We start from the raw sequence: 20229 nt of genomic DNA, 5'->3' as shown, positions 1-20229 counted from the left end.
AATTATCGGCAGGGGGAACAAAAGGTTAAATCAGGAGAGATAAAAACGACCACGCCCGCGCAGATGGCGGGCGTAGCAGCAATTAATTGTGCGAACGGGCTGAGGATTTTTCGCGATGACCAATTTTAGAGATGACGTTAAACACTTCACCCAGGCCATAAATCATGCCCAGCATCAGCGCCATCACGACAGGCACCATCAGTATGGCGACGGCGAGGCTTTTAAGTAATTCCAGCATGGAGAGTCTCACTCTGCTAACAAAAAAGAGATTGTAACGGGTCAGCAAAATTTTGCGCAGCCCTTTTCGTGCTTTTACTTTGGTCACAAAACGCCGCTATCATCGGCCTTCGCCTTAACCCTTTGCCGGAGCTGTCATGGAAGCCGAACTGTCCCTTCATATCCGTTTACAACAGAAACTGTTTGCCGATCCGCGACGTATTGAGCTGCTGAAACGCGTACAGCAGACCGGGTCGATCAGTCAGGGTGCGAAGCTGGCCGGCATCAGCTACAAAAGTGCCTGGGATGCGATTAATGAGATGAACCAGATGGCGGATGAAACGCTGGTGGAGCGGGCCACCGGTGGCAAAGGCGGCGGCGGTGCAACGCTGACCCGCTACGGTGAACGCCTGATTCAGCTGTTCCAGCTGATGGAGCAGATCCAGCAGAAAGCCTTTGATGCGCTGCAGCAGGATACGTTACCGCTCGACAGTCTGCTGGCGGCCATCGCCCGTTTCTCTCTGCAGACCAGCGCCCGTAACCAGCTGTTTGGCACCGTTGTCAGTAACGATGCGCAGCAGGTGGTCCAGCATCTGCTGATTCAACTGGCCGATGGCGTCACGCAGCTTAATGTGGCGCTGACCCAGCGCAGCGCCGATCGCCTGCAACTGGCCGCCGGTAAAGAGGTGCTGGTGCTGATCAAGGCGCCGTGGATCCGCATCAGTCGTGACGCCGCACAGGATGACAATCAGCTGGCAGCGACGGTCAGTGCCATCGAACCCGGCGAGCAGATGAGTGAAGTGCTGATGAAGCTCGCCAGCGGCGAAATCCTGTGCGCGACCCTGAGCAACGATCAGCTGCAGCAACTGACGCTGCAGCCCGGCGACGCAGTGATCGCCAGTTTCAATGCCGAACACGCCATCGTCGCCACCCTGCTCTAGCCGTTGATTTGACTTCATTACGGGCAATGGTTACAACTCAGTGACACGATGCAAAAAATGGAACAGAACATGGCTTCATTGCACATTTCGCAAGGCACGTTTCGTCTTAGCGATACCCGGATACTGAGTCTGAATCAGGTGGAACTGCAGCGCGGCGAAAGCTGGGCGTTTGTCGGAGCCAACGGCAGCGGCAAATCATCACTGGCGCGCGCACTCTCTGGAGAACTGCCGCCGCTGGCCGGTTCAGTCAGCAGCGACTTCAGACGGCCGGTCCGGCTGTCGCTGGAGCAGCTACAAACACTGGTGGCGCAGGAGTGGCAGCGCAACAACACCGATATGCTCAGCGAAGGTGAAGAGGATACCGGGCTGACCGTGGCAGAGGTGATTCAGGCGGAGGTGCAGCAGCCCGAGCGCTGCGAGCAGCTGGCACAGCAGTTCGGCATCGAAGCGCTGCTTTCACGCCGCTTCAAATATCTCTCTACCGGCGAAACCCGCAAAACCCTGCTCTGTCAGGCATTGATGAACCAGCCAGATTTGCTGATTCTGGATGAGCCGTTTGACGGGCTGGATGTGGCGTCGCGCGCCAGCCTGACCGACACGCTGCGCGGCCTGCAGCAGCCGACATTTACCCTGGTGCTGGTGCTCAATCGCTTTGACGATATTCCCGACTTCATTCAGCAGGTTGGCGTGCTGGCGGAGTGCACCCTCACCCACAGCGGGCCACGCCAGGCCATTTTAACGGAAGCGCTGGTGGCACAGCTGGCACACAGTGAACAGCTGATGGGAATGGCGTTACCTGAGGCGGATGTGCCGGATCAGCGGCCATCGCTGGCGGATGATGCGCCGCGCGTTATCCTGCGCAACGGCACCGTCTCGTATAACGATCAGCCAGTAATTCAGGGTCTGAACTGGCAGGTCAACGCCGGCGAGCACTGGCAGATTACCGGCCCGAACGGCGCAGGGAAATCGACCCTGCTCAGCCTGGTGACCGGCGATCATCCTCAGGGCTACAGCAATGATTTAACCCTGTTTGGCCGCCGTCGCGGCAGTGGTGAAACCATCTGGGATATCAAGCAGCATATTGGCTATGTCAGCAGCAGCCTGCATCTCGATTACCGCGTCAGCACCAATGTGCGCACGGTGATCCTGTCGGGCTTCTTCGACTCCATTGGTCTCTATCAGGCGGCTTCTGACCGGCAAAAAGCGCTGGCGCAGCAGTGGCTGGCACTGCTGGGGATGGATAACGGACAGGCCGATGCGCCGTTCCACTCGCTTTCATGGGGACAGCAGCGGCTGGTGCTGATTGCCCGCGCGCTGGTTAAGCATCCGACGCTGCTGATACTGGATGAGCCACTACAGGGGCTCGACCCGATTAACCGCCAGCTGGTGCGGCGCTTTGTCGATGTGCTGATTGGCGAGGGACGGACTCAGCTGCTGTTTGTTTCGCATCACGCGGAAGATGCGCCCGCCTGCATTACACATCGCCTGAGCTTTATCGCCCATGACGGCGGCTATCACTATCAGCAGGAAACCCTGCACTAGGGCTCTTGTAACGCATCACCCCACGCCGCTGCTGCGGCGTTTTAAAGCGCTCTTGTGTAAGCGCTACCATTCCACATCACCTTTCACGCCATATATCCGCGCACATTGCCACGAAATAAGAATATTCAGCTTGTGTAAACGATACCATTTATTCAGACTTGATCACGCTTTCGGGCGCGCTGATGTGCTACTTTTTACCGATGCCTCTTTGGCTTTTGACGCTTACCAGGATCTAACATGGAAAAATTCAACCCGGTCGATCACCCGCATCGCCGTTACAATCCACTGATTGATCAATGGATTTTAGTTTCACCTCATCGGGCCAAACGTCCGTGGCAAGGCGCGCAGGAAACCCCGGCGGTCAATACGTTACCGGCGCACGATCCGGACTGCTTCCTGTGTGCCGGAAACACCCGCATCACCGGCGACAAAAACCCGGACTATTCGGGCACCTACGTTTTTACCAATGACTTTGCTGCGCTGATGACCGACACGCCAGACGCGCCCGAGAGCGACGATATCCTGATGCGTTGTGAAAGCGCACGCGGCACCAGTCGGGTCATCTGCTTCTCGCCCGATCACAGCAAAACCCTGCCGGAGATGTCGCTGAACGCACTGGAAGAGGTGGTGCGTACCTGGCAGGCAGAGACCGCCGATCTGGGTCAGCACTATCCCTGGGTGCAGGTGTTTGAGAACAAAGGCGCGGCGATGGGCTGCTCCAACCCGCATCCGCATGGTCAGATCTGGGCCAACAGCTTCCTGCCGAATGAAGCGCAGCGTGAAGATGATCATCAGCGCGACTATTTCGCTAAACATGGCTCGCCGATGCTGGTCGATTATCTGGCACGTGAACAGCAGGATGGCAGCCGCACCGTGGTGGAAACCGATCACTGGCTGGCGGTGGTGCCGTGGTGGGCCGCCTGGCCGTTTGAAACCCTGCTGCTGCCGAAAGCGCACGTCAAACGAATTACCGACCTCAATGAGGCGCAGCGTACTGACCTGGCGCTGGCGCTTAAGCTGCTGACCAGCCGCTACGACAACCTGTTCCAGTGCTCATTCCCCTACTCCATGGGCTGGCACGGCGCGCCGTTTAACGACGAAGCCAACGATCACTGGCAGTTGCATGCTCACTTCTATCCGCCGCTGCTGCGCTCAGCAACGGTGCGTAAATTTATGGTTGGCTATGAAATGCTGGCCGAAACCCAACGCGATTTAACGGCGGAACAGGCGGCGGAACGTCTGCGTTCTGTCAGCGACGTTCACTTCCGTGAGGCACAACAATGAGCTTAAAAACCATCACGCAGCAGCTTTTCTCTGACACCTTCGGTTACGCCGCTACGCATACCATTCAGGCACCGGGCCGCGTTAACCTGATTGGCGAGCATACCGACTATAACGACGGCTTCGTGCTGCCGTGCGCCATCGATTACCAGACGGTGATTGCCTGTGCCCGCCGTGACGATCGCCAGATTCGGGTGGTCGCGGCGGATTATGAAAATGCGCAGGACACATTCTCGCTGGATGAAGAGATCGTCAGCCTGCAGGAACCGATGTGGGCCAACTATGTGCGCGGCGTGGTGAAACATCTGCAGCAGCGACATGCCGATTTCGGCGGTATCGATATGGTGATCAGCGGCAACGTGCCTCAGGGCGCGGGCCTCAGCTCATCTGCGTCGCTGGAAGTGGCGGTCGGCACCGTGGTGGTGCAACTCTATAATCTGCCGCTGGATGGCGCCGCCATTGCCGTGAATGGTCAGGAAGCGGAAAACCAGTTCGTCGGCTGTAACTGCGGCATCATGGACCAGCTGATCTCAGCGCTGGGCCGGAAAGATCACGCCATGCTGCTCGACTGCCGCACGCTGGGCACGCGTCCGGTGTCGATGCCGGAAGATATCGCGGTGGTGATCATCAACTCCAACTTCCGTCGTACCCTGGTTGGCAGCGAATACAACACGCGTCGTGAGCAGTGTGAAGCGGGCGCGCGTTTCTTCAATAAGAAGGCGCTGCGTGACGTTGAACTGGCCGAGTTTGAAGCGGCACAGGCGCAGCTCGACCCGCAGGTGGCAAAACGCGTGCGTCACGTCCTGACCGAGAACGCCCGCACCCTGGAAGCAGCCGATGCGCTGACGCAGGGCGACCTGACCCGTATGGGCCAGTTGATGGCCGAATCTCACGCCTCGATGCGTGACGACTTCGAGATCACCGTGCCACCGATCAATACCCTGGTTGAGATCGTGAAAGCGCAGATCGGTGAGCGCGGCGGCGTGCGTATGACCGGCGGCGGCTTTGGTGGCTGTATCGTCGCGCTGATGCCACTGGATCTGGTCGATCAGGTCAAAGCCGCCGTAGCGGAGCAGTATGAAGCAGCAACCGGCATCAAAGAGACCTTCTACGTCTGCAAAGCCTCTGAAGGAGCTGGCCAATGCTGAACGACGTCAACTCCCATGCGCCCGACGGTCAGCCGTGGCGCATAACGGTGCTGCGCAATGCCAACGGCATGCTGGCCACCTTTATGGACTGGGGCGCGACCTGGCTCTCCGCCCGCGTGCCGATGCAGGATGGCACGGTGCGTGAAGCGCTGCTCGGCTGCGCCACGCCCTCTGACTATCTCCATCAGGATGCCTATCTGGGCGCGACGGTCGGCCGCTACGCTAACCGCATCGCCGGGGCAAAACTGAATAAACTGAACCGCCAGCTGGTGCCGAACCAGGGCGCACATCAGCTGCATGGCGGACCGGAAGGCTTTGATAAGCGCCGCTGGCAGATTGTCAGCCAGTCTGACAGCGAGGTGCACTACCGCATTGATTCGCCTGATGGCGATCAGGGCTATCCCGGCAATCTGATTGCCGATCTGCGCTATCAGCTGGATGACCAGAACTGCCTGAGCATTAGCTATGAAGCGCGCTGCGATCAGCCCTGCCCGGTCAATCTGACTAACCACGCCTACTTTAACCTTGATGCGCATCATGGCGACGCCCGCCAGCATCGCTTACAACTGCACGCCGACCATTATCTGCCGGTCGACAGCGAAGGCATCCCGAATGCGCCGCTGAAAGAGGTTGCCGGAACCAGTTTTGATTTCCGCGAGGCCAAAGTCGTGGCACAGGAGTTTCTGGCAGACGACGACCAGCGAGCGGTGAAGGGCTATGACCATGCGTTTCTGCTCAGCAGCGCAGGCGACGACACTCAGCCTGCGGCAGAACTCTGGTCGGAAGATGGCAGACTGCAGCTCAGCGTGACCACTTCGGCACCGGCGTTGCAGTTCTACTCCGGCAACTACCTGGCAGGCACCCGTGCCCGTGAACAGGCGAGCTATACTGCATTTCAGGGTATTGCGCTGGAGAGCGAATTTTTACCGGATTCGCCTAATCATGATGAATGGCCTCAGCCTGATTGCTGGCTGCAGCCGGGAGATCGCTGGGAATCCGTGACGCGTTATCGCTTCACGCCACGCTGAGCCTCCGGCTGAAAAACGCGCAGTGCGTCACACACAGGCTTACGTGCTGCCCGCTTTTCCGTTATGGTATGGCGCAATCAGCTCGCGTGTCAGGCGGGCAGCAGCAGGTTTCCAATCTCACAGAAACATCACAGTATTAAGGAGTTAAGCTATGGCTGTAACTAAGCTGGTTCTGGTGCGACACGGCGAAAGCCAGTGGAACAACGAAAACCGCTTTACCGGTTGGTATGATGTTGACCTTTCTGAGAAAGGTCGTGGCGAAGCCAAATCAGCAGGTCAGCTGCTGAAAAAAGAGGGCTTTGTTTTCGATTTCGCTTACACCTCAGTACTGAAGCGTGCCATTCACACGCTGTGGAATGTGCTGGATGAGCTGGATCAGGCCTGGCTGCCGGTTGAGAAAACCTGGCGTCTGAACGAGCGTCACTACGGTGCGCTGCAGGGTCTGGATAAAGCGGAAACCGCTGCCAAATATGGTGATGAGCAGGTTAAGCAGTGGCGTCGCGGCTTTGCCGTTACTCCGCCAGAGCTGGATCGTTCAGATGAGCGCTTCCCGGGCCATGATCCGCGTTACGCGAAACTGACCCCAGAGCAGCTGCCAACCACCGAAAGCCTGGCGCTGACTATTGACCGCGTTATCCCTTACTGGAACGAAACCATTCTGCCGCGCATCAAAAGCGGTGAGAAAGTGATCATTGCCGCACACGGCAACTCACTGCGTGCGCTGGTGAAATATCTGGATAACCTGAGCGAAGATGAAATCCTCGAACTGAACATCCCTACCGGCGTACCGCTGGTCTATGAGTTCGATGAAAACTTCAAACCGTTGAAACGCTACTACCTGGGCGACCAGGACGAGATTGCCGCGAAAGCCGCAGCCGTTGCGAATCAGGGTAAAGCGAAGTAATTTCTCGCTGAAATGCAAAAAGGCCAGACGAAAGTCTGGCCTTTTTTATTGGGCTGCGCGCACGAACGCTGCGCACTGTGTTCGTTGTCAGAATAAAGAGATCAATGAGCCAGGCAACAACTGATTGGCTCAAAGCGCAGGGAATACGGTCAGAGGCACAATCCTCAACGCGAACCGGGTCAGACCTTGTCAGTTATCCCACTCAGCCGCGGCGCTGTTTAACCGCTGCCGCCAGCTGACGCAGCACCTTGTCGGTATCTTCCCAGCCGATACAGGCGTCGGTGACGCTTTTGCCATAGACCAGCGGCTCGCCGCTCTCCAGACTCTGGTTGCCTTCCACCAGATGACTCTCGATCATCACACCGACAATCGCCTGCTCACCATTAATCAGCTGCTGTGAGACATCGTCTGCCACAACCATCTGACGCTGGAACTGCTTGCTGCTGTTGGCGTGGCTGAAATCGATCATCACCTGCTGTGGCAGACCCGCTTTTGCCAGGCCCTCTTTGACCTCTGCAACATGCTGCGCACTGTAGTTCGGCTCTTTGCCGCCGCGCAGAATGATATGGCAGTCACCGTTGCCGCTGGTTTCCACAATGGCGGAGTGACCATACTTCGTCACAGACAGGAAACAGTGCGGCGATCCCGCCGCGTTGATGGCATCGATCGCCACCTTAATGGTGCCATCGGTGCCGTTTTTGAAGCCGACCGGACAGGAGAGACCGGACGCCAGCTCACGGTGTACCTGGGATTCCGTGGTGCGCGCGCCAATCGCGCCCCAGCTCATCAGGTCAGCCACATATTGCGGGGTAATCATATCCAGAAACTCGCCCGCCGCCGGTAAGCCGCTGTCGTTAATATCCAGCAGCAGTTTACGCGCCAGACGCAGACCGTCATTGAGCTGGTAGCTGTTATCCATGTAGGGATCGTTGATCAGCCCTTTCCAGCCCACCGTGGTGCGCGGCTTTTCAAAATAGACCCGCATCACCACTTCCAGCTCGCCTTTCAGCTCATCACGCAGCGCCAGCAGGCGGTCGGCATACTCTTTTGCCGCTTCAGTGTCATGAATTGAGCAGGGGCCGATCACCACCAGCAGGCGATCGTCCTTGCCCTGCAGGATCTGATGAATCGCCTGACGGGCCTGTGAAACGGTCTGTGCAGCACGATCGGTCGCCGGGAATTTTTCGAGCAGCGCAACCGGAGGTAACAGCTCTTTAATCTCTTTGATGCGTAAGTCATCGTTCTGGTAATTCATACTGATTCCATATTATTTCTGGCCCGGCGCCCGCCGGACACAACCTGCCCAATGTAGCCCGAAGCGCCTGGGGTGTAAATTCCCGCTGCGGGTTAAATGTGCGGGTGATATTTGCATTAATCAGGTTAGCGACTAGACTTTTTAATGGTAAGCACTGAGGAACGTCCCGCTTACCAAATTAAATCACCCTGTTTAAGCCAACCGGCGAATTATATTTCGTCAGGGATTTTCTTACCCGAAATTGCACCTCTGGGCTTAAAGCATCTTCATTTATTAACGGGAGCATAATGATGAAAAAGTTTGCCTTACTCTTTTTGACAGCAGCAATGACACTGAGCAGCGGTGCGGTACTGGCTGCAGACAGCAGCAGCAATAACGGTACATCGAATCAGGCAGCCAGTGCAGGTGCAGCAGCGGGCGGAGCGAAAGAGAATCTGCCGCCAAATAATGTCGATAACAGCAAAATTAATAACACTGGCAACGATACCAATCCTGCAACGTCTGGCAGCACCACCAGCCATGGTAATATGTCTGCTAACGAAATGGACCAGAACGCCCAGTGTAAAGATGGTAAATGTCCGAACATCAATAAAAAAGTTCAGACTAAAGTGGGCGGCGGTGACGTAGATACCAAAACCGACGGCACCACCCAGTAATTCTGTTTAGCCAGGAGAGCTGACGCTCTCCTGGTTTTTCTCCCCTCTGTCCCACTCTTCCGCTATGCTAATCCTGTGAATTTTACAGGAAATCCTTCATGGCCGTTTTGCTTCTGATTGACGATCATCCGCTGGTTGAAGTGGCACTTGAAGCCGCTCTGAGCCAGTCGCCTATTCCGGTTCAGCTCCTCTCTGCCAGCAGTGAAAAAGCCGCCCGTCCCCTGCTTCAGCAGCCACTGGACATCATCGTGCTGGATATTGGCCTGCCGGATAGCGATGGGCTGGAGTTTTTGCGTCGCCTGAAGATCCATCGGCCCGACTGTCCGGTATTGATCTACTCTGCTCAGCAGACCCGCCACTATGTGCGTCGCGCCCAGGCGCTGGGTGCCGCCGGTTATGTGGTGAAGAGCCAGCGCATGGCGCAGCTGCTTAGCGCTATCCTGGCGGTGCTGGGCGGTCAGACGGCGTTTCCGGTGATGGATGATGAACCGGAACTCCCGCTGACCCAGAAAGAGCGTCAGATTCTGGCGCTGCTGGCCAGCGGCCTGTCCAATCTGCAAATCGCCGCCCAGTTGCACATCAGTAATAAAACGGTCAGCACCCATAAAAAGAACATTCTGGAAAAAACCGGCGCCCGTTCGGTGGTGGAACTGGCTGACCTGTGGAAGGCGCAGCAGTGAGAACTCTCCTGCTGATGCTGCTGTTGCTGTGCGGCTCCGTTCTGGCTGAGGTGCGTCCGGTGAGCAGCATCAATCTGCCGATGATGCTGCCGGTGACACACGCGGAAACCATGCAGGGCAAAATTCTGCGTGTTGGCCTGCTGGAAGAGAACCACGCCCCCTGGGCGATGCGCATCGGCAACGACCTGTATGGCATCAATGCTGACTATCTTTCCGCACTGCGCCAGCTGACTGGCGCGCAGTTCAGCCTCAACCTCTACAGCGATCAGCCGCATCTGATGCAGGCGCTGAACAGCGGCCAGATCGATTTTGCGCTTGGCATGTGGATTTCTCCCCTGCCAGCCGGCGCGCTGAGCAGCGATAACTGGTACAGCAGCCCGCTTCGGGTCTACCGCAATCAGCAAAACCAGCGTGCCGTGATGTTTAACAGCCAGAATGCCCAACTGGCGATCAGCGAAAGCACGCTGGCACAACTGCCGCCTGCGCTGGCGGCCCGCCACAGCTGGCGACGCTACAGCAGTGATCTGCAGGCGCTCTATACCCTGCTGAATCAGCAGAATGATTATGTGGTGGCGGATGAGACCAGCGCCGGATTTCTGCTGAGCCAGCTGCAACAGGGCCAGATTTATCAGATCGCCTCACACATCGAGGCCGGACAGCTCAACCTGCGCGCGGTCTCCCGCGATCCGGAGCTTATCAGCTGGATTAATCAGAGCCTGCGTCAGTTGCCAGCAGAACTGATGAACACGCTGCAGGCGCGCTGGAGCAGTACCCTGCCGCGCTACCAGGATACGCAGACCCTGATGCTCAGCCCCACTGAACGCGCCTGGATTGCCGATCATCCGCGTATTACTTACACCGCCGAACCGGACAACTATCCCTGGAGTTATCGCGATGCCAGCGGGACCGCCAGAGGCTATGGCGTGGATTTGCTGAAAGCGATAGCTCAGAGCACCGGCCTGCAGTTTGAACCGGTGTGGGTCAGCAATCCGCGTCAGGCGAACACGCTGATCGGTCAGCAGCAGGCGATGCTGCAGCTGATGCAGCCGCTGAACGGCGATGCGATGCAGAGCACCTCGCTGCCGGTGTGGCGCGCGCTGTGGGGCATCTACACCCTCCAGCCCGATACGCTGGCGCACTGGCGCGACCTGCGCGGCAAGCGGGTCGGCGTGTTACAGGATGACCTGGCGCTGCGTCTGCTGCCTGCGGATCTGCAGCCGCTGCAGTTTGCCGATCGTAATAGTCTCTATGACGCGCTGGCAAAAGGGCAGATCGATGCGCTGGTCGATAACGTGCTCTCCGCCCGCTGGCGTATCGCCAGCCGCGATGATGCGCGCATCCACCTCGCCTTTGCCGCCAGCGACATCGCCTGGCCGATCGCGCTGGGCGTGACGGCTGACCAGCCGGTGCTGCGCACCCTGCTGGATCGCGCGCTGCAGCAGATCCCGGCTGACACACAGAGTCAGATGCGCGACAGCTGGTCAACCCCGCCACAGCCCGGCAGCGTGATGGTGATGCGTTCGCTGCCGATGATGGTGCTGGCGGTGGCAGGTGCGGCCATTGCGCTGCTGCTGCTGCTGCTGGCGCGCCGCTACTGGCAACAGCGCCGGGAGCGTCAGCAGCGTGAACAGGCTGAGCACGCCAATGCGATGAAGAGCCAGTTCCTGGCGACCGTCAGCCATGAGCTGCGCACGCCGATGCAGGCGATCCTCGGACTGCTGGAGCTGGAGAAGCAGCAGCACAGCAGCCAGAACCTGACGCTGCTGCACAGCAGTGCGCAATCGCTGCTGACGTTGCTGAATGATCTGCAGGATCATGCGCGCATCGAGAGCAACAGTTTTACCCTGGCGCCCCGTCCGCTGGCGCTGGCGCAGTGGCTCAATCAGCAGCAGCACTTTTATCATCCGTTAATGCGCGAAGACGGCCCGCATCTGATCGTCGAGGCGCTGACGCCGCTGCCTGATGCCGTGATGATCGATGCCGATCGCCTGCAGCAGGTGGTCAACAACCTGATGACCAATGCGCTGAAATTTACCCGCCACGGCGCGATTCGCCTGACGCTGGCCGCACAGCAACAACAGCTGATTCTGACGGTGAGCGACAGCGGCAGCGGCATTCCGCCAGAGGAGCAGCAGAAGCTGTTCGATCCCTGGTATCAGGCGCCGTCCGGTAAATCGGTTTCGGTGCAGGGCAGCGGCCTGGGGCTGTTTATCTGCCGGGAAATGGTGCAGCGGATGGGCGGCGACATCCGGCTCGCCTCTGAACCCGGTCACGGCACCCAGGTCACCGTGACGCTGCCACTGGAGGTCTGCGCACCAGCAAACCACGTGGATGAAACCGCCCTTCCCGACCTTCCACCGCTGCGGGTGGCGATTGTCGATGACCATCCGACCAATCTGCTGGTGATGCAGCAGCAGCTGTCGCGTTTTGCGATTCAGGCTGACATCTTTGAGCAGGGACGCGCGCTGCTGCAGGCCGATGCGCAACAGCCTTATGACCTGCTGTTTATCGACCAGATGATGCCGCGGCCTGACGGCACGCTGCTGCTGCGGATATTGCGGCGGCGTGACCGTCAGCGGAAGCGTCAGGCGATGCGGGTGCTCTGCTCCGCGGATGCCCAGCTGCTGTCACGACCGCTGGAGGCGCGGGAGCGGGTAATGATAAAACCGGTGCAGTTAGCCGATCTCAGCGCGCTGCTGACAGAGTGGCAGGAAGATCCGCTGGCGGCGCTGGATGATAATCTGTGGCAACTGGCGCAGCAGAATGAGAAATTCCTCCGCCGTCTGAGCCAGACGCTGCACAGCACGGTGACACAGGATCTGGCCGTGATGCGCGAAGCACGCGAACGCGAGGCGTGGATGCCGTTCGCCGAAGCGGCACACCGGATGAAAGGAAGCTGGTTACTGGTGGGACTGGATCACGGCGCACAGCTCAGCCAGCAACTGGCGGAGCAGGCAAAACAGCATCAGGACACGTCTGAGACGTGGCAATTACTGATATTATTAGCAAACAGGTTACTGAAAAAACTGGAATCTTATGGCACATACCCACACTCATAGCGGGCAGGATAGTAATCGCACGCGTCTGGCGGCCGCCTTCGGGGTGACCGTTGTCTTTATGGTGGCTGAAGTGATTGGCGGCTGGCTCTCGGGTTCACTGGCGTTGCTGGCGGACGCCGGGCATATGCTGACCGATGCCGCCGCGCTGCTGATGGCCCTGCTGGCGGTGCAGTTCTCGCGCCGTAAACCCAATGCACGCCACACCTTTGGCCTGCTGCGTCTGACCACGCTGGCCGCATTTGTTAACGCCATTGCGCTGCTGGGCATTACCGCACTGATCGTCTGGGAGGCGGTGCGCCGCTTTGCCGACCCGCAACCGGTGACCGGCGGCCTGATGCTGGGGATTGCTATTGGCGGCCTGCTGGCCAATATTCTGTCGTTCTGGCTGCTGCATCACGGCAGCGAAGAGAAGAATCTCAATGTGCGGGCCGCGGCGCTACATGTGATGGGCGACCTGCTTGGCTCGGTGGGTGCGATTGTCGCGGCGGTGATTATTATGCTGACCGGCTGGACCCCAATCGATCCGATTCTGTCGTTGCTGGTGTCACTGCTGGTGCTGCGCAGCGCCTGGGCGCTGCTGCGTGAGAGTCTGCAGGAGTTACTGGAAGGGGCGCCGCGTTCGCTGGATGTGAACCGGCTGATACGTGATCTCACCCTGAACATCGCAGAGGTGCGCAATGTTCACCATGTGCATCTGTGGCAGGTGGGCGAAAAGCCGATGCTGACGCTGCATGCGCAGGTGATCCCGCCTTACGATCACGATGCGCTGCTGCATCGTATCCACGACTATCTGCGCCAGCACTATCAGATTGCGCATGCGACCGTGCAGATGGAGTATCAGCCCTGTGCCGGTGCCGAGTGTGAACTCGGCTTAAGCGGCGCTGCCGCCACCGGCCATGATCACAGCCATTCACACGACCATGAGCATGCTCATGCTAAAGGCGAAGCGCACACTCACTGAGCCGACAGCGCGCGGGAACCCTGTTGCCGCGCGCTGCGGATCCACATGCGCGAGCCGTTCAGCGCAATCAGCGTCAGAATCACATACTCCAGCGACATCGCATAGACGCCCTGACGGGCAAAAATCATCACGCTAATCACGTTGATGATGACCCACAGCAGCCAGTTCTCAACATATTTGCGCGTCATCAGCACCATCGCCGCAATCGACAACACCATCATGCAGGAGTCCCAGAACGGGAACGCATCCGGCTGCAGCGCGGGCATCGCCACCGACAGGCCAAGGCCGTTCATCAGCGTGACAGCCGCACGGGTTAACAGCGCAAACACCGGATCGATATAGAGGGTCATCAGCGCAATCGCAATCACACAGCCCGCCGTCCAGGCCAGCGCCTTAGGCAGCGGCAGCCAGCGGATTTTCAGCGCCGCCTGATGATCGGAGGTTTGCCGACTCCAGGCGTACCAGCCGTAGATATTGGCGGCAAAAAAGAAGAGCTGCAGCAGCAGGCTGGCGTAGAGCTGGATCTGAAAGAAAATCACCGCAAACAGCGTGACGTTAATCAGGCCAAAGGGATAGTTGATGATTTTTTCCAGGCTGGCAAACCAGATGCAGAGTAAGCCCGCCAGCGTGCCGATAGCCTCAATCCATGAGAGATCGTAGCCTCCGGCACCCAGAGGAATGTGAACCAGAATATTGTGTGTGCTGAAGAAGTCCATGCTGAGCACCTGTCCGGAAAACGCTTACGCGTTTCCCTTCACGTTGAGTTTAAGTTCCGCTGCAAAGGATAGCATGCGATTAAGCGGCAGTAACGCCGCCTCACGCAGCGCCTCATCCACCTGAATCTCATGTTCCATCCCACCCGACTCCAGCGCCTCTGCGATGGCTTTAAGGCCGTTCATCGCCATCCAGGGACAGTGAGCACAGCTGCGGCAGGTGGCACCTTCACCGGCGGTCGGCGCTTCAAGCAGCTCTTTATCCGGCACCGCCTGCTGCATTTTGTAGAAGATGCCGCGATCGGTCGCCACAATCATCTGCGGATGCGGCAGGGATTTGGCGGCCTGAATCAGCTGGCTGGTCGAGCCGACCGCATCGGCCAGATCGACAATCGCCTGCGGTGACTCAGGATGCACCAGCACTGCCGCGTCGGGATAGAGCGCTTTCATACGCTGCAGCGCCTGGGTTTTGAACTCGTCGTGCACAATGCAGGCACCCTGCCAGCAGAGCACGTCCGCGCCCGATTTTTGGGTGACGTAGCGGCCAAGATGGCGATCCGGCGCCCAGATAATTTTTTCGCCCAGACTGTCGAGGTGCTCAATCAACTCGACCGCAATGCTTGAGGTCACCACCCAGTCGGCCCGCGCTTTTACCGCCGCCGAGGTATTGGCGTAGACCACCACAGTGCGATCGGGATGGGCGTCGCAAAAGGCGTTAAACTCTTCAATCGGGCAGCCGAGATCCAGTGAGCACTCCGCCTGCAGCGTCGGCATCAGTACGGTTTTCTCCGGGCTGAGGATTTTGGCGGTTTCCCCCATAAAGCGCACGCCCGCCACCAGCAGTGTCGTCGCCGAATGGTTGCTGCCAAAGCGTGCCATCTCCAGCGAGTCGGAAACGCAGCCGCCCGTCTCTTCTGCCAGCGCCTGAATTTCCGGATCGGTGTAGTAGTGCGCCACCATCACTGCGTTTCGCGCCTTCAGCAGCGCTTTAATTTTCTCACGGTAGAACGCCTTCTCGTCGTCACTCAGACGAGCGGGTTTGGGCGGAAAGGGATAAACGGCGCTTTCTGGATCGAACATCACACTCATGACACAGCTCTCGTTTTGTCTAATTAACGAAAATCGCCTGTTCCGGCGACTTATGGCGTTGAATCCGCCATCGTGTTTTATATGCTAAACACGATAGCGGAAAAGCCTGGCTGTGTCGTGCGATATTTATTCTGTCTGCATCACAGCGCCGACCCTGCCGGGCTGCGTTTCATCTGCCAGTACCAGCGGTTTTTGCGGCGCTTCCAGTGCCAGCAGAAAGGCTTTGATATCCAGTCCGCCCGCAAAGCCGGTCAGCTTGCCGTTGGCCCCAATCACGCGGTGGCACGGTGCGACAATCGAGAGCGGATTACGCCCATTGGCCGCACCGACGGCTCGCACCGCCAGCGGATGGCCGATCTCCCGCGCAATCTGGCTGTAGCTGCGCGTCTCACCAAACGGGATCGCCACCAGCGCCTGCCAGACTTTTTTCTGAAACTCAGTGCCGACAAAATCGAGTGGCAGCTCAAAGCAGCGACGAGCACCGGTGAAGTACTCGCTGAGCTGACGCTCAGTTTCGATCAGAATGGGATGATCGTCATCGCGCGTTTGCGGCAAAAACCGGGTGCGTTTGGGATCGTCGTTTTCCCACAAAATACCCGCCAGGCCGCTATCGCTGGCGACCAGTTTCAGTTCACCCACCGGGGTGACTATCGGTTTGAAGTAGTACATGGTGATTCTCCCGTCACGGTTCTGTCGCCTATTATCGCACTTTTCATCAGCCTGACTGGCTGTTTTCGGTCATGGCGATAAACTGTTGTGCTGTCCGAAAACAGCCAGTCTGCCGGGATTCACCGGTGTAGGCTGCGCTTATTTACCGGAGAACTGCCATGCTCGATCCCGACATTGCCTATCAGGCGCTGACCTCTCGTGATACCCGCTTTGACGGCGTTTTCTTTGTTGGCGTGACCTCAACCGGTATCTATTGTCGTCCGGTCTGCCCGGTTAAAGCGCCGATGCAGAAGAACTGCCTTTTCTTCAGCAGCGCCGAAGCGGCGGAGAAAGCCCGCTTTCGCCCCTGCCTGCGCTGTCGGCCTGAACTGGCACCCGGTAATGCGCCGGTTGATCAGCCGCACCGTGTGGCAGAGCGGCTGGTTCAGCGTATCGAGGAAGGCATGCTGGAGGAACGTGAAGGACTGGAGGCGATTGCCGCTGAATTCGGTATCAGCCTGCGTCAACTGCGCCGTATCGTGCAGCAGGAGCTGGGTGTCTCGCCGCTGGAGCTGAAGCAGACGCGGCGCATGCTGCTGGCTAAACAGCTGCTGACCGAAACCCGACTGCCGATTATTGACGTTGCCTATGCCAGCGGCTTTGGCAGCCTGCGGCGCTTTAATGATGTCTTCCAGGCGCGTTACCGCATGACGCCAGGCGCGCTGCGCAGGGACGATACGGGCACTCAATGCGCGCAGCCCGGCGACCGCGTGACGCTGCGGCTGGCCTATCGCCCTCCCTATGACTGGGCGGCGATGCTCTGGTTTTTGCAGACACATCTGATGAAAGAGGTCGAGGCGGTGGAAGATGGCTGCTGGCGACGCACCGTGGTGCTCGGCCGCTGCCGGGGCTGGGTTTCTGTTTCGCATCTGCCGCAAAAGAATGCGCTGCAGGTGACGCTCTCAACCTCGCTGACGCCGGTTCTGCCTCTGCTGCTGCGCCGTCTGCGTGATCTGTTCGATCTCGACGCACAGCCGCAGCGTATCGCCGCCTGTCTGGCGCAGGACCCACTGCTGGCACCCTGCCTGATCTCGCATCCGGGTCTGCGTGTGCCTGGCGCATTCGACGCCTTTGAGCTGGGCGTGCGCGCCATTATCGGCCAGCAGGTGACGGTCAAAGCGGCCACCACGGTCAGCAGCCGTTTTGCCGCCGCCTTTGGCGAACCCTGTGAGACGCCGTTCGCCGATCTGACCCGCTACACCGCCCATCCTGAACGCATCGCCGGACTGACGGTAGACGATGTCGCGCCGATGGGGATTGTCAGTGCCGCCCGCTCCCGCGCCATCATCGCCTTTGCAAATGCCTGCGCCAGCGGAGATCTGCGTCTTAGTGCCGCTCAGGCGCCAGACGAGGTCATCAAAAAGCTGGTCAGCGTGCCGGGTATTGGTCCCTGGACCGCGCACTACATCGCGATGCGCGCTTTGCGCTGGCCGGATGCCTTTCCCAAAGAGGATATTGCCATCCGGAATAACCTGGGCGGCATGTCATCGAAAGAAGCGGAGGCGCGATCGCAGTCGTGGCGTCCCTGGCGCAGCTATGCAGTGATGCATATCTGGGAGAGCCTGGCAGTGGCAAAGGCAAAGAAAAAGCCGTGACGGCGAGAGTGGGGGCAAATCTGCCAGCAATACAGAAGCTCAACGCGCAGGGAACAGGGAACAGGGTCAGAAGAGAATGGCGCGGGCCGACAGCCATCGCCAGAGGCTTTCCAGACTGCTTACAAACTCGCACCCGACTGGATTTGGCCGCAACGAAAAAGCTCAACGCGCAGGGAACAGGGTCAGAAGAGGAAAGCGTCCCGCGCCAGGGACGGCGCGGGCCGAGCATGTCATGGATGACGGCTTTTGCGTCTTTCCGATCTGACCCTGTTCTCTACGCAGGCTCGATCTCACAGCGGAACGGGCCGGAGTTTGCTCACAATTTCAAAAACCAATCACGTTTTGCTTTGAAAAAGTAATCAGATACCGCAGAAACAAAAAAAACGCCCTGAGGGCGCTTTTTTCTTAATTGGTGGGTCGTGCAGGATTGCCTCGGCCCATCCGGGGCCTCGCCCTTCGGGTGATGCTGTCGCATCAGCCTGAATCGCCTGGCGATTCAGTCGAACCTGCTGCAGGTTCTCACCCTGCACGGGGAACGCCGTGCCGCAGAAACAAAAAAAGCGCCCTGAGGGCGCTTTTTTCTTAATTGGTGGGTCGTGCAGGATTCGAACCTGCGACCAATTGATTAAAAGTCAACTGCTCTACCAACTGAGCTAACGACCCGCTGGGGGCTTACAACCGTTCAACACGCCAGGCGGCTGAGATAAGATGGTGGGTCGTGCAGGATTCGAACCTGCGACCAATTGATTAAAAGTCAACTGCTCTACCAACTGAGCTAACGACCCATCTTAGGTTGTGAAGCAATGCTGAAGTGTTCTTCTTAAAACTGCGCGGTAAAAGCGCGTCTGAGGAAGATGGTGGGTCGTGCAGGATTCGAACCTGCGACCAATTGATTAAAAGTCAACTGCTCTACCAACTGAGCTAACGACCCATCTTCAGGCTTACCAGACACTTTGCAATGTGTCCCGGCAACGGCGGCATATATTACTGATTTAGCGGGGTAGCGCAACTCTTATTTCTGCTAAATGCTTCAGTTGCTTACCTTTCATACGGCAAGACCAGAAATCACACGATATCTGGCCTGAACCGTACAGATTACAGACTTGTCAGACGTTTTTGCGCCTGCTTAGCAGATTCGGTGTCTGGATAAAGTTTGATCACCTGCTGGAAGACCGCTTTAGCTTTCGCTGTGTCTTTTTTCTCCTGCATGATGACGCCCACTTTCAACAACGCTTCTGCAGCTTTCGGCGACTTCGGATAGTTTTTCACTACCGTGGCGTAATAGTAAGCCGCGTCGTCCTTTTTGCCTTTGTTATAGTTCAGCTGTCCCAGCCAGTAATTGGCGTTCGGCTGATAGGTCGAATCCGGGTAACGTTTTACCCACGCCTGGAGCGCGCTGATCGCCTGATCATACTGTTTCTTCTCCAGAATCAGCGCCACAGCCGCATTGTAATCGCTGTTAGCGTCACCGGTCTGCGCAGGTGCGCTATCCGTTGATGCTGCCGCGCCTGCGGTTGCTGCTGCGCCGGTATCCGCTGCGGCATTACTGCCCGCTGCCTGCTGACCGCCGCTGGTGCTGGCGCTGCTCAGGCTGTCAATCTGCTGGTAAAGCTGCTTCTGCCGCTCAACCACCTGATTCAACTGATACGTGTTTTGCTGGATTTGCCCACGCAGCGCGTCGATATCACGCTGGTTATCGCTCATCTGCTGCTGCAATTGCTGCATCAGCTGTGCCTGGGCATTAGAAATTCGTTCAAGAGTGGTGACACGGTCTTCGACCGAGCCGGAGCCAACGCTACTGATTGACGCTTGGGCATTAGCGGCCCAGGGGGCCGCTACGCCAATCAGTAACGACAGACTCAACAGGTGATGTCTGAAGTTACTAACCATGTGATTCTCTTAGTAGACCAGAACGGCACGACGGTTTTTAGAATACGCTGCTTCGTCATGACCCAGAACGGCTGGCTTCTCTTTACCGTAAGATACGATAGACATCTGATCAGCCGACACGCCTTTGCCCTGCAGGTACATTTTAACCGCGTTAGCACGACGTTCGCCCAGGGCGATGTTGTATTCCGGCGTACCGCGCTCATCCGCATGACCTTCGATGGTCACTTTGTATGACGGGTTGCTGCGCAGGAAGGTTGCATGCTGATCCAGCATCTGTGCGTAATCAGACTGAACGTCATACTTGTCCAGGCCGAAGTACACGATGTTGTTCTGCTGCAGCTGCTGCATCTGCAGACGAGCCTGCTCGTCAGAAGACATGTTGCCGCCGTTGCCGTTCATGCCAGAATTTGCACCGTAAGCGCCGCCATCAGCGCCCATGCCAGTCTGGTCATTGTTGTTGTTCTTGTGTGAGCTACAAGCCGCTACTGCCAGAACCGGCAGAGCCAGCATCAAACCCTTCAGCACTTTGTTCAGTTGCATTTCAAAATCCCATTATTGTTTAT

General features: G+C 58.0%; 18 protein-coding genes, 3 tRNA genes and 1 other RNA gene. 11 read left to right on the top strand and 11 right to left on the bottom strand.

The features are described 5' to 3' along the window. Positions 1-82 precede the first annotated feature (82 nt). Positions 83-238 (bottom strand): AcrZ family multidrug efflux pump-associated protein, encoded by a 156-nt coding sequence (locus AC6I8B_RS05740; protein ID WP_010260183.1) that lies wholly within the window; start codon positions 236-238, stop codon positions 83-85. A 136-nt stretch (positions 239-374) separates the two neighbouring features. Between AC6I8B_RS05740 and modE the strand changes: the two genes are divergently transcribed. From modE to gpmA, 6 genes are all read left to right on the top strand, one after another. After that, a complete protein-coding gene (gene modE, locus AC6I8B_RS05735) occupies positions 375-1157 on the top strand; it encodes a molybdenum-dependent transcriptional regulator (RefSeq protein ID WP_497816184.1) in 783 nt (260 codons plus the stop codon). Positions 1158-1226: 69 nt separating this feature from the next. Further along, on the top strand, positions 1227-2699 hold the full coding sequence (modF, locus tag AC6I8B_RS05730; RefSeq protein ID WP_497817602.1) for a molybdate ABC transporter ATP-binding protein ModF: 1473 nt from the start codon (positions 1227-1229) through the stop codon (positions 2697-2699). Positions 2700-2936: 237 nt separating this feature from the next. After that, positions 2937-3983 carry a galactose-1-phosphate uridylyltransferase gene (gene galT / locus AC6I8B_RS05725; RefSeq protein WP_010260177.1) on the top strand — a complete coding sequence of 349 codons (1047 nt, stop codon included), beginning with the start codon at positions 2937-2939 and terminating at the stop codon, positions 3981-3983. After that, on the top strand, positions 3980-5128 hold the full coding sequence (gene galK / locus AC6I8B_RS05720; RefSeq protein WP_157351715.1) for a galactokinase: 1149 nt from the start codon (positions 3980-3982) through the stop codon (positions 5126-5128). The genes galT and galK overlap by 4 nt, the downstream gene beginning before the upstream one ends. Further along, entirely contained in the window at positions 5122-6156 is a 1035-nt protein-coding gene (gene galM / locus AC6I8B_RS05715; protein WP_157351713.1) for a galactose-1-epimerase, read from the top strand. The genes galK and galM overlap by 7 nt, the downstream gene beginning before the upstream one ends. A 151-nt stretch (positions 6157-6307) precedes the next feature. Continuing rightward, positions 6308-7060, top strand: coding sequence for a 2,3-diphosphoglycerate-dependent phosphoglycerate mutase (gpmA, locus tag AC6I8B_RS05710; RefSeq protein ID WP_033756988.1), 753 nt, complete (start codon positions 6308-6310; stop codon positions 7058-7060). A 202-nt stretch (positions 7061-7262) separates the two neighbouring features. On the opposite strand, the gene aroG is transcribed toward gpmA, so the two are convergent. Beyond that, the gene (gene aroG / locus AC6I8B_RS05705; protein ID WP_010669658.1) at positions 7263-8315 is read right to left on the bottom strand and encodes a 3-deoxy-7-phosphoheptulonate synthase AroG; all 1053 of its coding nucleotides are present in this window, start codon (positions 8313-8315) and stop codon (positions 7263-7265) included. A 287-nt stretch (positions 8316-8602) separates the two neighbouring features. Here aroG and AC6I8B_RS05700 point away from each other — a divergent pair, with 287 nt between their 5' ends. The 4 genes from AC6I8B_RS05700 to zitB all read left to right on the top strand — a co-directional run bounded on the left by AC6I8B_RS05700 (position 8603) and on the right by zitB (position 13671). Further along, positions 8603-8971: a YbgS-like family protein gene (locus tag AC6I8B_RS05700; protein WP_022626030.1), complete on the top strand. Its 369-nt coding sequence runs from the start codon at positions 8603-8605 to the stop codon at positions 8969-8971. Between the two features lie 98 nt (positions 8972-9069). Continuing rightward, positions 9070-9651 (top strand): response regulator transcription factor, encoded by a 582-nt coding sequence (locus AC6I8B_RS05695; protein ID WP_033756983.1) that lies wholly within the window; start codon positions 9070-9072, stop codon positions 9649-9651. A 14-nt stretch (positions 9652-9665) separates the two neighbouring features. Next, on the top strand, positions 9666-12710 hold the full coding sequence (locus tag AC6I8B_RS05690) for a hybrid sensor histidine kinase/response regulator (RefSeq protein ID WP_497817737.1): 3045 nt from the start codon (positions 9666-9668) through the stop codon (positions 12708-12710). After that, on the top strand, positions 12688-13671 hold the full coding sequence (gene zitB, locus AC6I8B_RS05685) for a CDF family zinc transporter ZitB (RefSeq protein ID WP_010260158.1): 984 nt from the start codon (positions 12688-12690) through the stop codon (positions 13669-13671). The genes AC6I8B_RS05690 and zitB overlap by 23 nt, the downstream gene beginning before the upstream one ends. Here the strand turns inward: zitB and pnuC are convergent. The 3 genes from pnuC to AC6I8B_RS05670 form a co-directional block, all read right to left on the bottom strand. Next, entirely contained in the window at positions 13665-14387 is a 723-nt protein-coding gene (gene pnuC / locus AC6I8B_RS05680) for a nicotinamide riboside transporter PnuC (protein ID WP_010260155.1), read from the bottom strand. The genes zitB and pnuC overlap by 7 nt on opposite strands. Positions 14388-14411: 24 nt before the next feature. Then, positions 14412-15473 (bottom strand): quinolinate synthase NadA, encoded by a 1062-nt coding sequence (nadA, locus tag AC6I8B_RS05675; protein ID WP_010260151.1) that lies wholly within the window; start codon positions 15471-15473, stop codon positions 14412-14414. A 126-nt stretch (positions 15474-15599) separates the two neighbouring features. Continuing rightward, complete coding sequence (locus tag AC6I8B_RS05670) at positions 15600-16142, bottom strand: methylated-DNA--[protein]-cysteine S-methyltransferase (protein ID WP_010260149.1); 543 nt, start codon at positions 16140-16142, stop codon at positions 15600-15602. A 158-nt stretch (positions 16143-16300) separates the two neighbouring features. Here AC6I8B_RS05670 and AC6I8B_RS05665 point away from each other — a divergent pair, with 158 nt between their 5' ends. Then, positions 16301-17776, top strand: a complete 1476-nt coding sequence (locus tag AC6I8B_RS05665; protein ID WP_497817601.1) for an AlkA N-terminal domain-containing protein — start codon at positions 16301-16303, stop codon at positions 17774-17776. Positions 17777-18186: 410 nt separating this feature from the next. Here the strand turns inward: AC6I8B_RS05665 and AC6I8B_RS05660 are convergent. The 6 genes from AC6I8B_RS05660 to pal all read right to left on the bottom strand — a co-directional run bounded on the left by AC6I8B_RS05660 (position 18187) and on the right by pal (position 20206). Further along, a non-coding RNA gene (locus tag AC6I8B_RS05660) (RtT sRNA) lies at positions 18187-18320 on the bottom strand. A gap of 43 nt (positions 18321-18363) precedes the next feature. Then, a tRNA-Lys gene (locus AC6I8B_RS05655) sits at positions 18364-18439 on the bottom strand. 46 nt (positions 18440-18485) lie between these two features. Next, positions 18486-18561 (bottom strand) — tRNA-Lys (locus AC6I8B_RS05650). Between the two features lie 70 nt (positions 18562-18631). Beyond that, positions 18632-18707 (bottom strand) — tRNA-Lys (locus tag AC6I8B_RS05645). Between the two features lie 164 nt (positions 18708-18871). After that, positions 18872-19666, bottom strand: coding sequence for a cell division protein CpoB (gene cpoB / locus AC6I8B_RS05640; RefSeq protein ID WP_010260773.1), 795 nt, complete (start codon positions 19664-19666; stop codon positions 18872-18874). Between the two features lie 9 nt (positions 19667-19675). Further along, positions 19676-20206 (bottom strand): peptidoglycan-associated lipoprotein Pal, encoded by a 531-nt coding sequence (pal, locus tag AC6I8B_RS05635; RefSeq protein ID WP_010260771.1) that lies wholly within the window; start codon positions 20204-20206, stop codon positions 19676-19678. Between the last annotated feature and the right edge of the window lie 23 nt (positions 20207-20229).

It is taken from the genome of Pantoea sp. X-Soil-ISGK-285, from assembly GCF_059730815.1.
The sequence above is the reverse complement of the archived record's forward strand: the minus strand, read 5'-3'. Positions and strand labels throughout refer to the sequence as shown.

What these genes read in the sequence shown, in the direction of transcription:
- AC6I8B_RS05740 (WP_010260183.1), bottom strand. Translation starts at nt 238, where the DNA reads ATGCTGGAATTACTTAAAAGCCTCGCCGTCGCCATACTGATGGTGCCT.
- modE (WP_497816184.1), top strand. Translation starts at nt 375, where the DNA reads ATGGAAGCCGAACTGTCCCTTCATATCCGTTTACAACAGAAACTGTTT.
- modF (WP_497817602.1), top strand. Translation starts at nt 1,227, where the DNA reads ATGGCTTCATTGCACATTTCGCAAGGCACGTTTCGTCTTAGCGATACC.
- galT (WP_010260177.1), top strand. Translation starts at nt 2,937, where the DNA reads ATGGAAAAATTCAACCCGGTCGATCACCCGCATCGCCGTTACAATCCA.
- galK (WP_157351715.1), top strand. Translation starts at nt 3,980, where the DNA reads ATGAGCTTAAAAACCATCACGCAGCAGCTTTTCTCTGACACCTTCGGT.
- galM (WP_157351713.1), top strand. Translation starts at nt 5,122, where the DNA reads ATGCTGAACGACGTCAACTCCCATGCGCCCGACGGTCAGCCGTGGCGC.
- gpmA (WP_033756988.1), top strand. Translation starts at nt 6,308, where the DNA reads ATGGCTGTAACTAAGCTGGTTCTGGTGCGACACGGCGAAAGCCAGTGG.
- aroG (WP_010669658.1), bottom strand. Translation starts at nt 8,315, where the DNA reads ATGAATTACCAGAACGATGACTTACGCATCAAAGAGATTAAAGAGCTG.
- AC6I8B_RS05700 (WP_022626030.1), top strand. Translation starts at nt 8,603, where the DNA reads ATGATGAAAAAGTTTGCCTTACTCTTTTTGACAGCAGCAATGACACTG.
- AC6I8B_RS05695 (WP_033756983.1), top strand. Translation starts at nt 9,070, where the DNA reads ATGGCCGTTTTGCTTCTGATTGACGATCATCCGCTGGTTGAAGTGGCA.
- AC6I8B_RS05690 (WP_497817737.1), top strand. Translation starts at nt 9,666, where the DNA reads ATGCTGCTGTTGCTGTGCGGCTCCGTTCTGGCTGAGGTGCGTCCGGTG.
- zitB (WP_010260158.1), top strand. Translation starts at nt 12,688, where the DNA reads ATGGCACATACCCACACTCATAGCGGGCAGGATAGTAATCGCACGCGT.
- pnuC (WP_010260155.1), bottom strand. Translation starts at nt 14,387, where the DNA reads ATGGACTTCTTCAGCACACACAATATTCTGGTTCACATTCCTCTGGGT.
- nadA (WP_010260151.1), bottom strand. Translation starts at nt 15,473, where the DNA reads ATGAGTGTGATGTTCGATCCAGAAAGCGCCGTTTATCCCTTTCCGCCC.
- AC6I8B_RS05670 (WP_010260149.1), bottom strand. Translation starts at nt 16,142, where the DNA reads ATGTACTACTTCAAACCGATAGTCACCCCGGTGGGTGAACTGAAACTG.
- AC6I8B_RS05665 (WP_497817601.1), top strand. Translation starts at nt 16,301, where the DNA reads ATGCTCGATCCCGACATTGCCTATCAGGCGCTGACCTCTCGTGATACC.
- cpoB (WP_010260773.1), bottom strand. Translation starts at nt 19,666, where the DNA reads ATGGTTAGTAACTTCAGACATCACCTGTTGAGTCTGTCGTTACTGATT.
- pal (WP_010260771.1), bottom strand. Translation starts at nt 20,206, where the DNA reads ATGCAACTGAACAAAGTGCTGAAGGGTTTGATGCTGGCTCTGCCGGTT.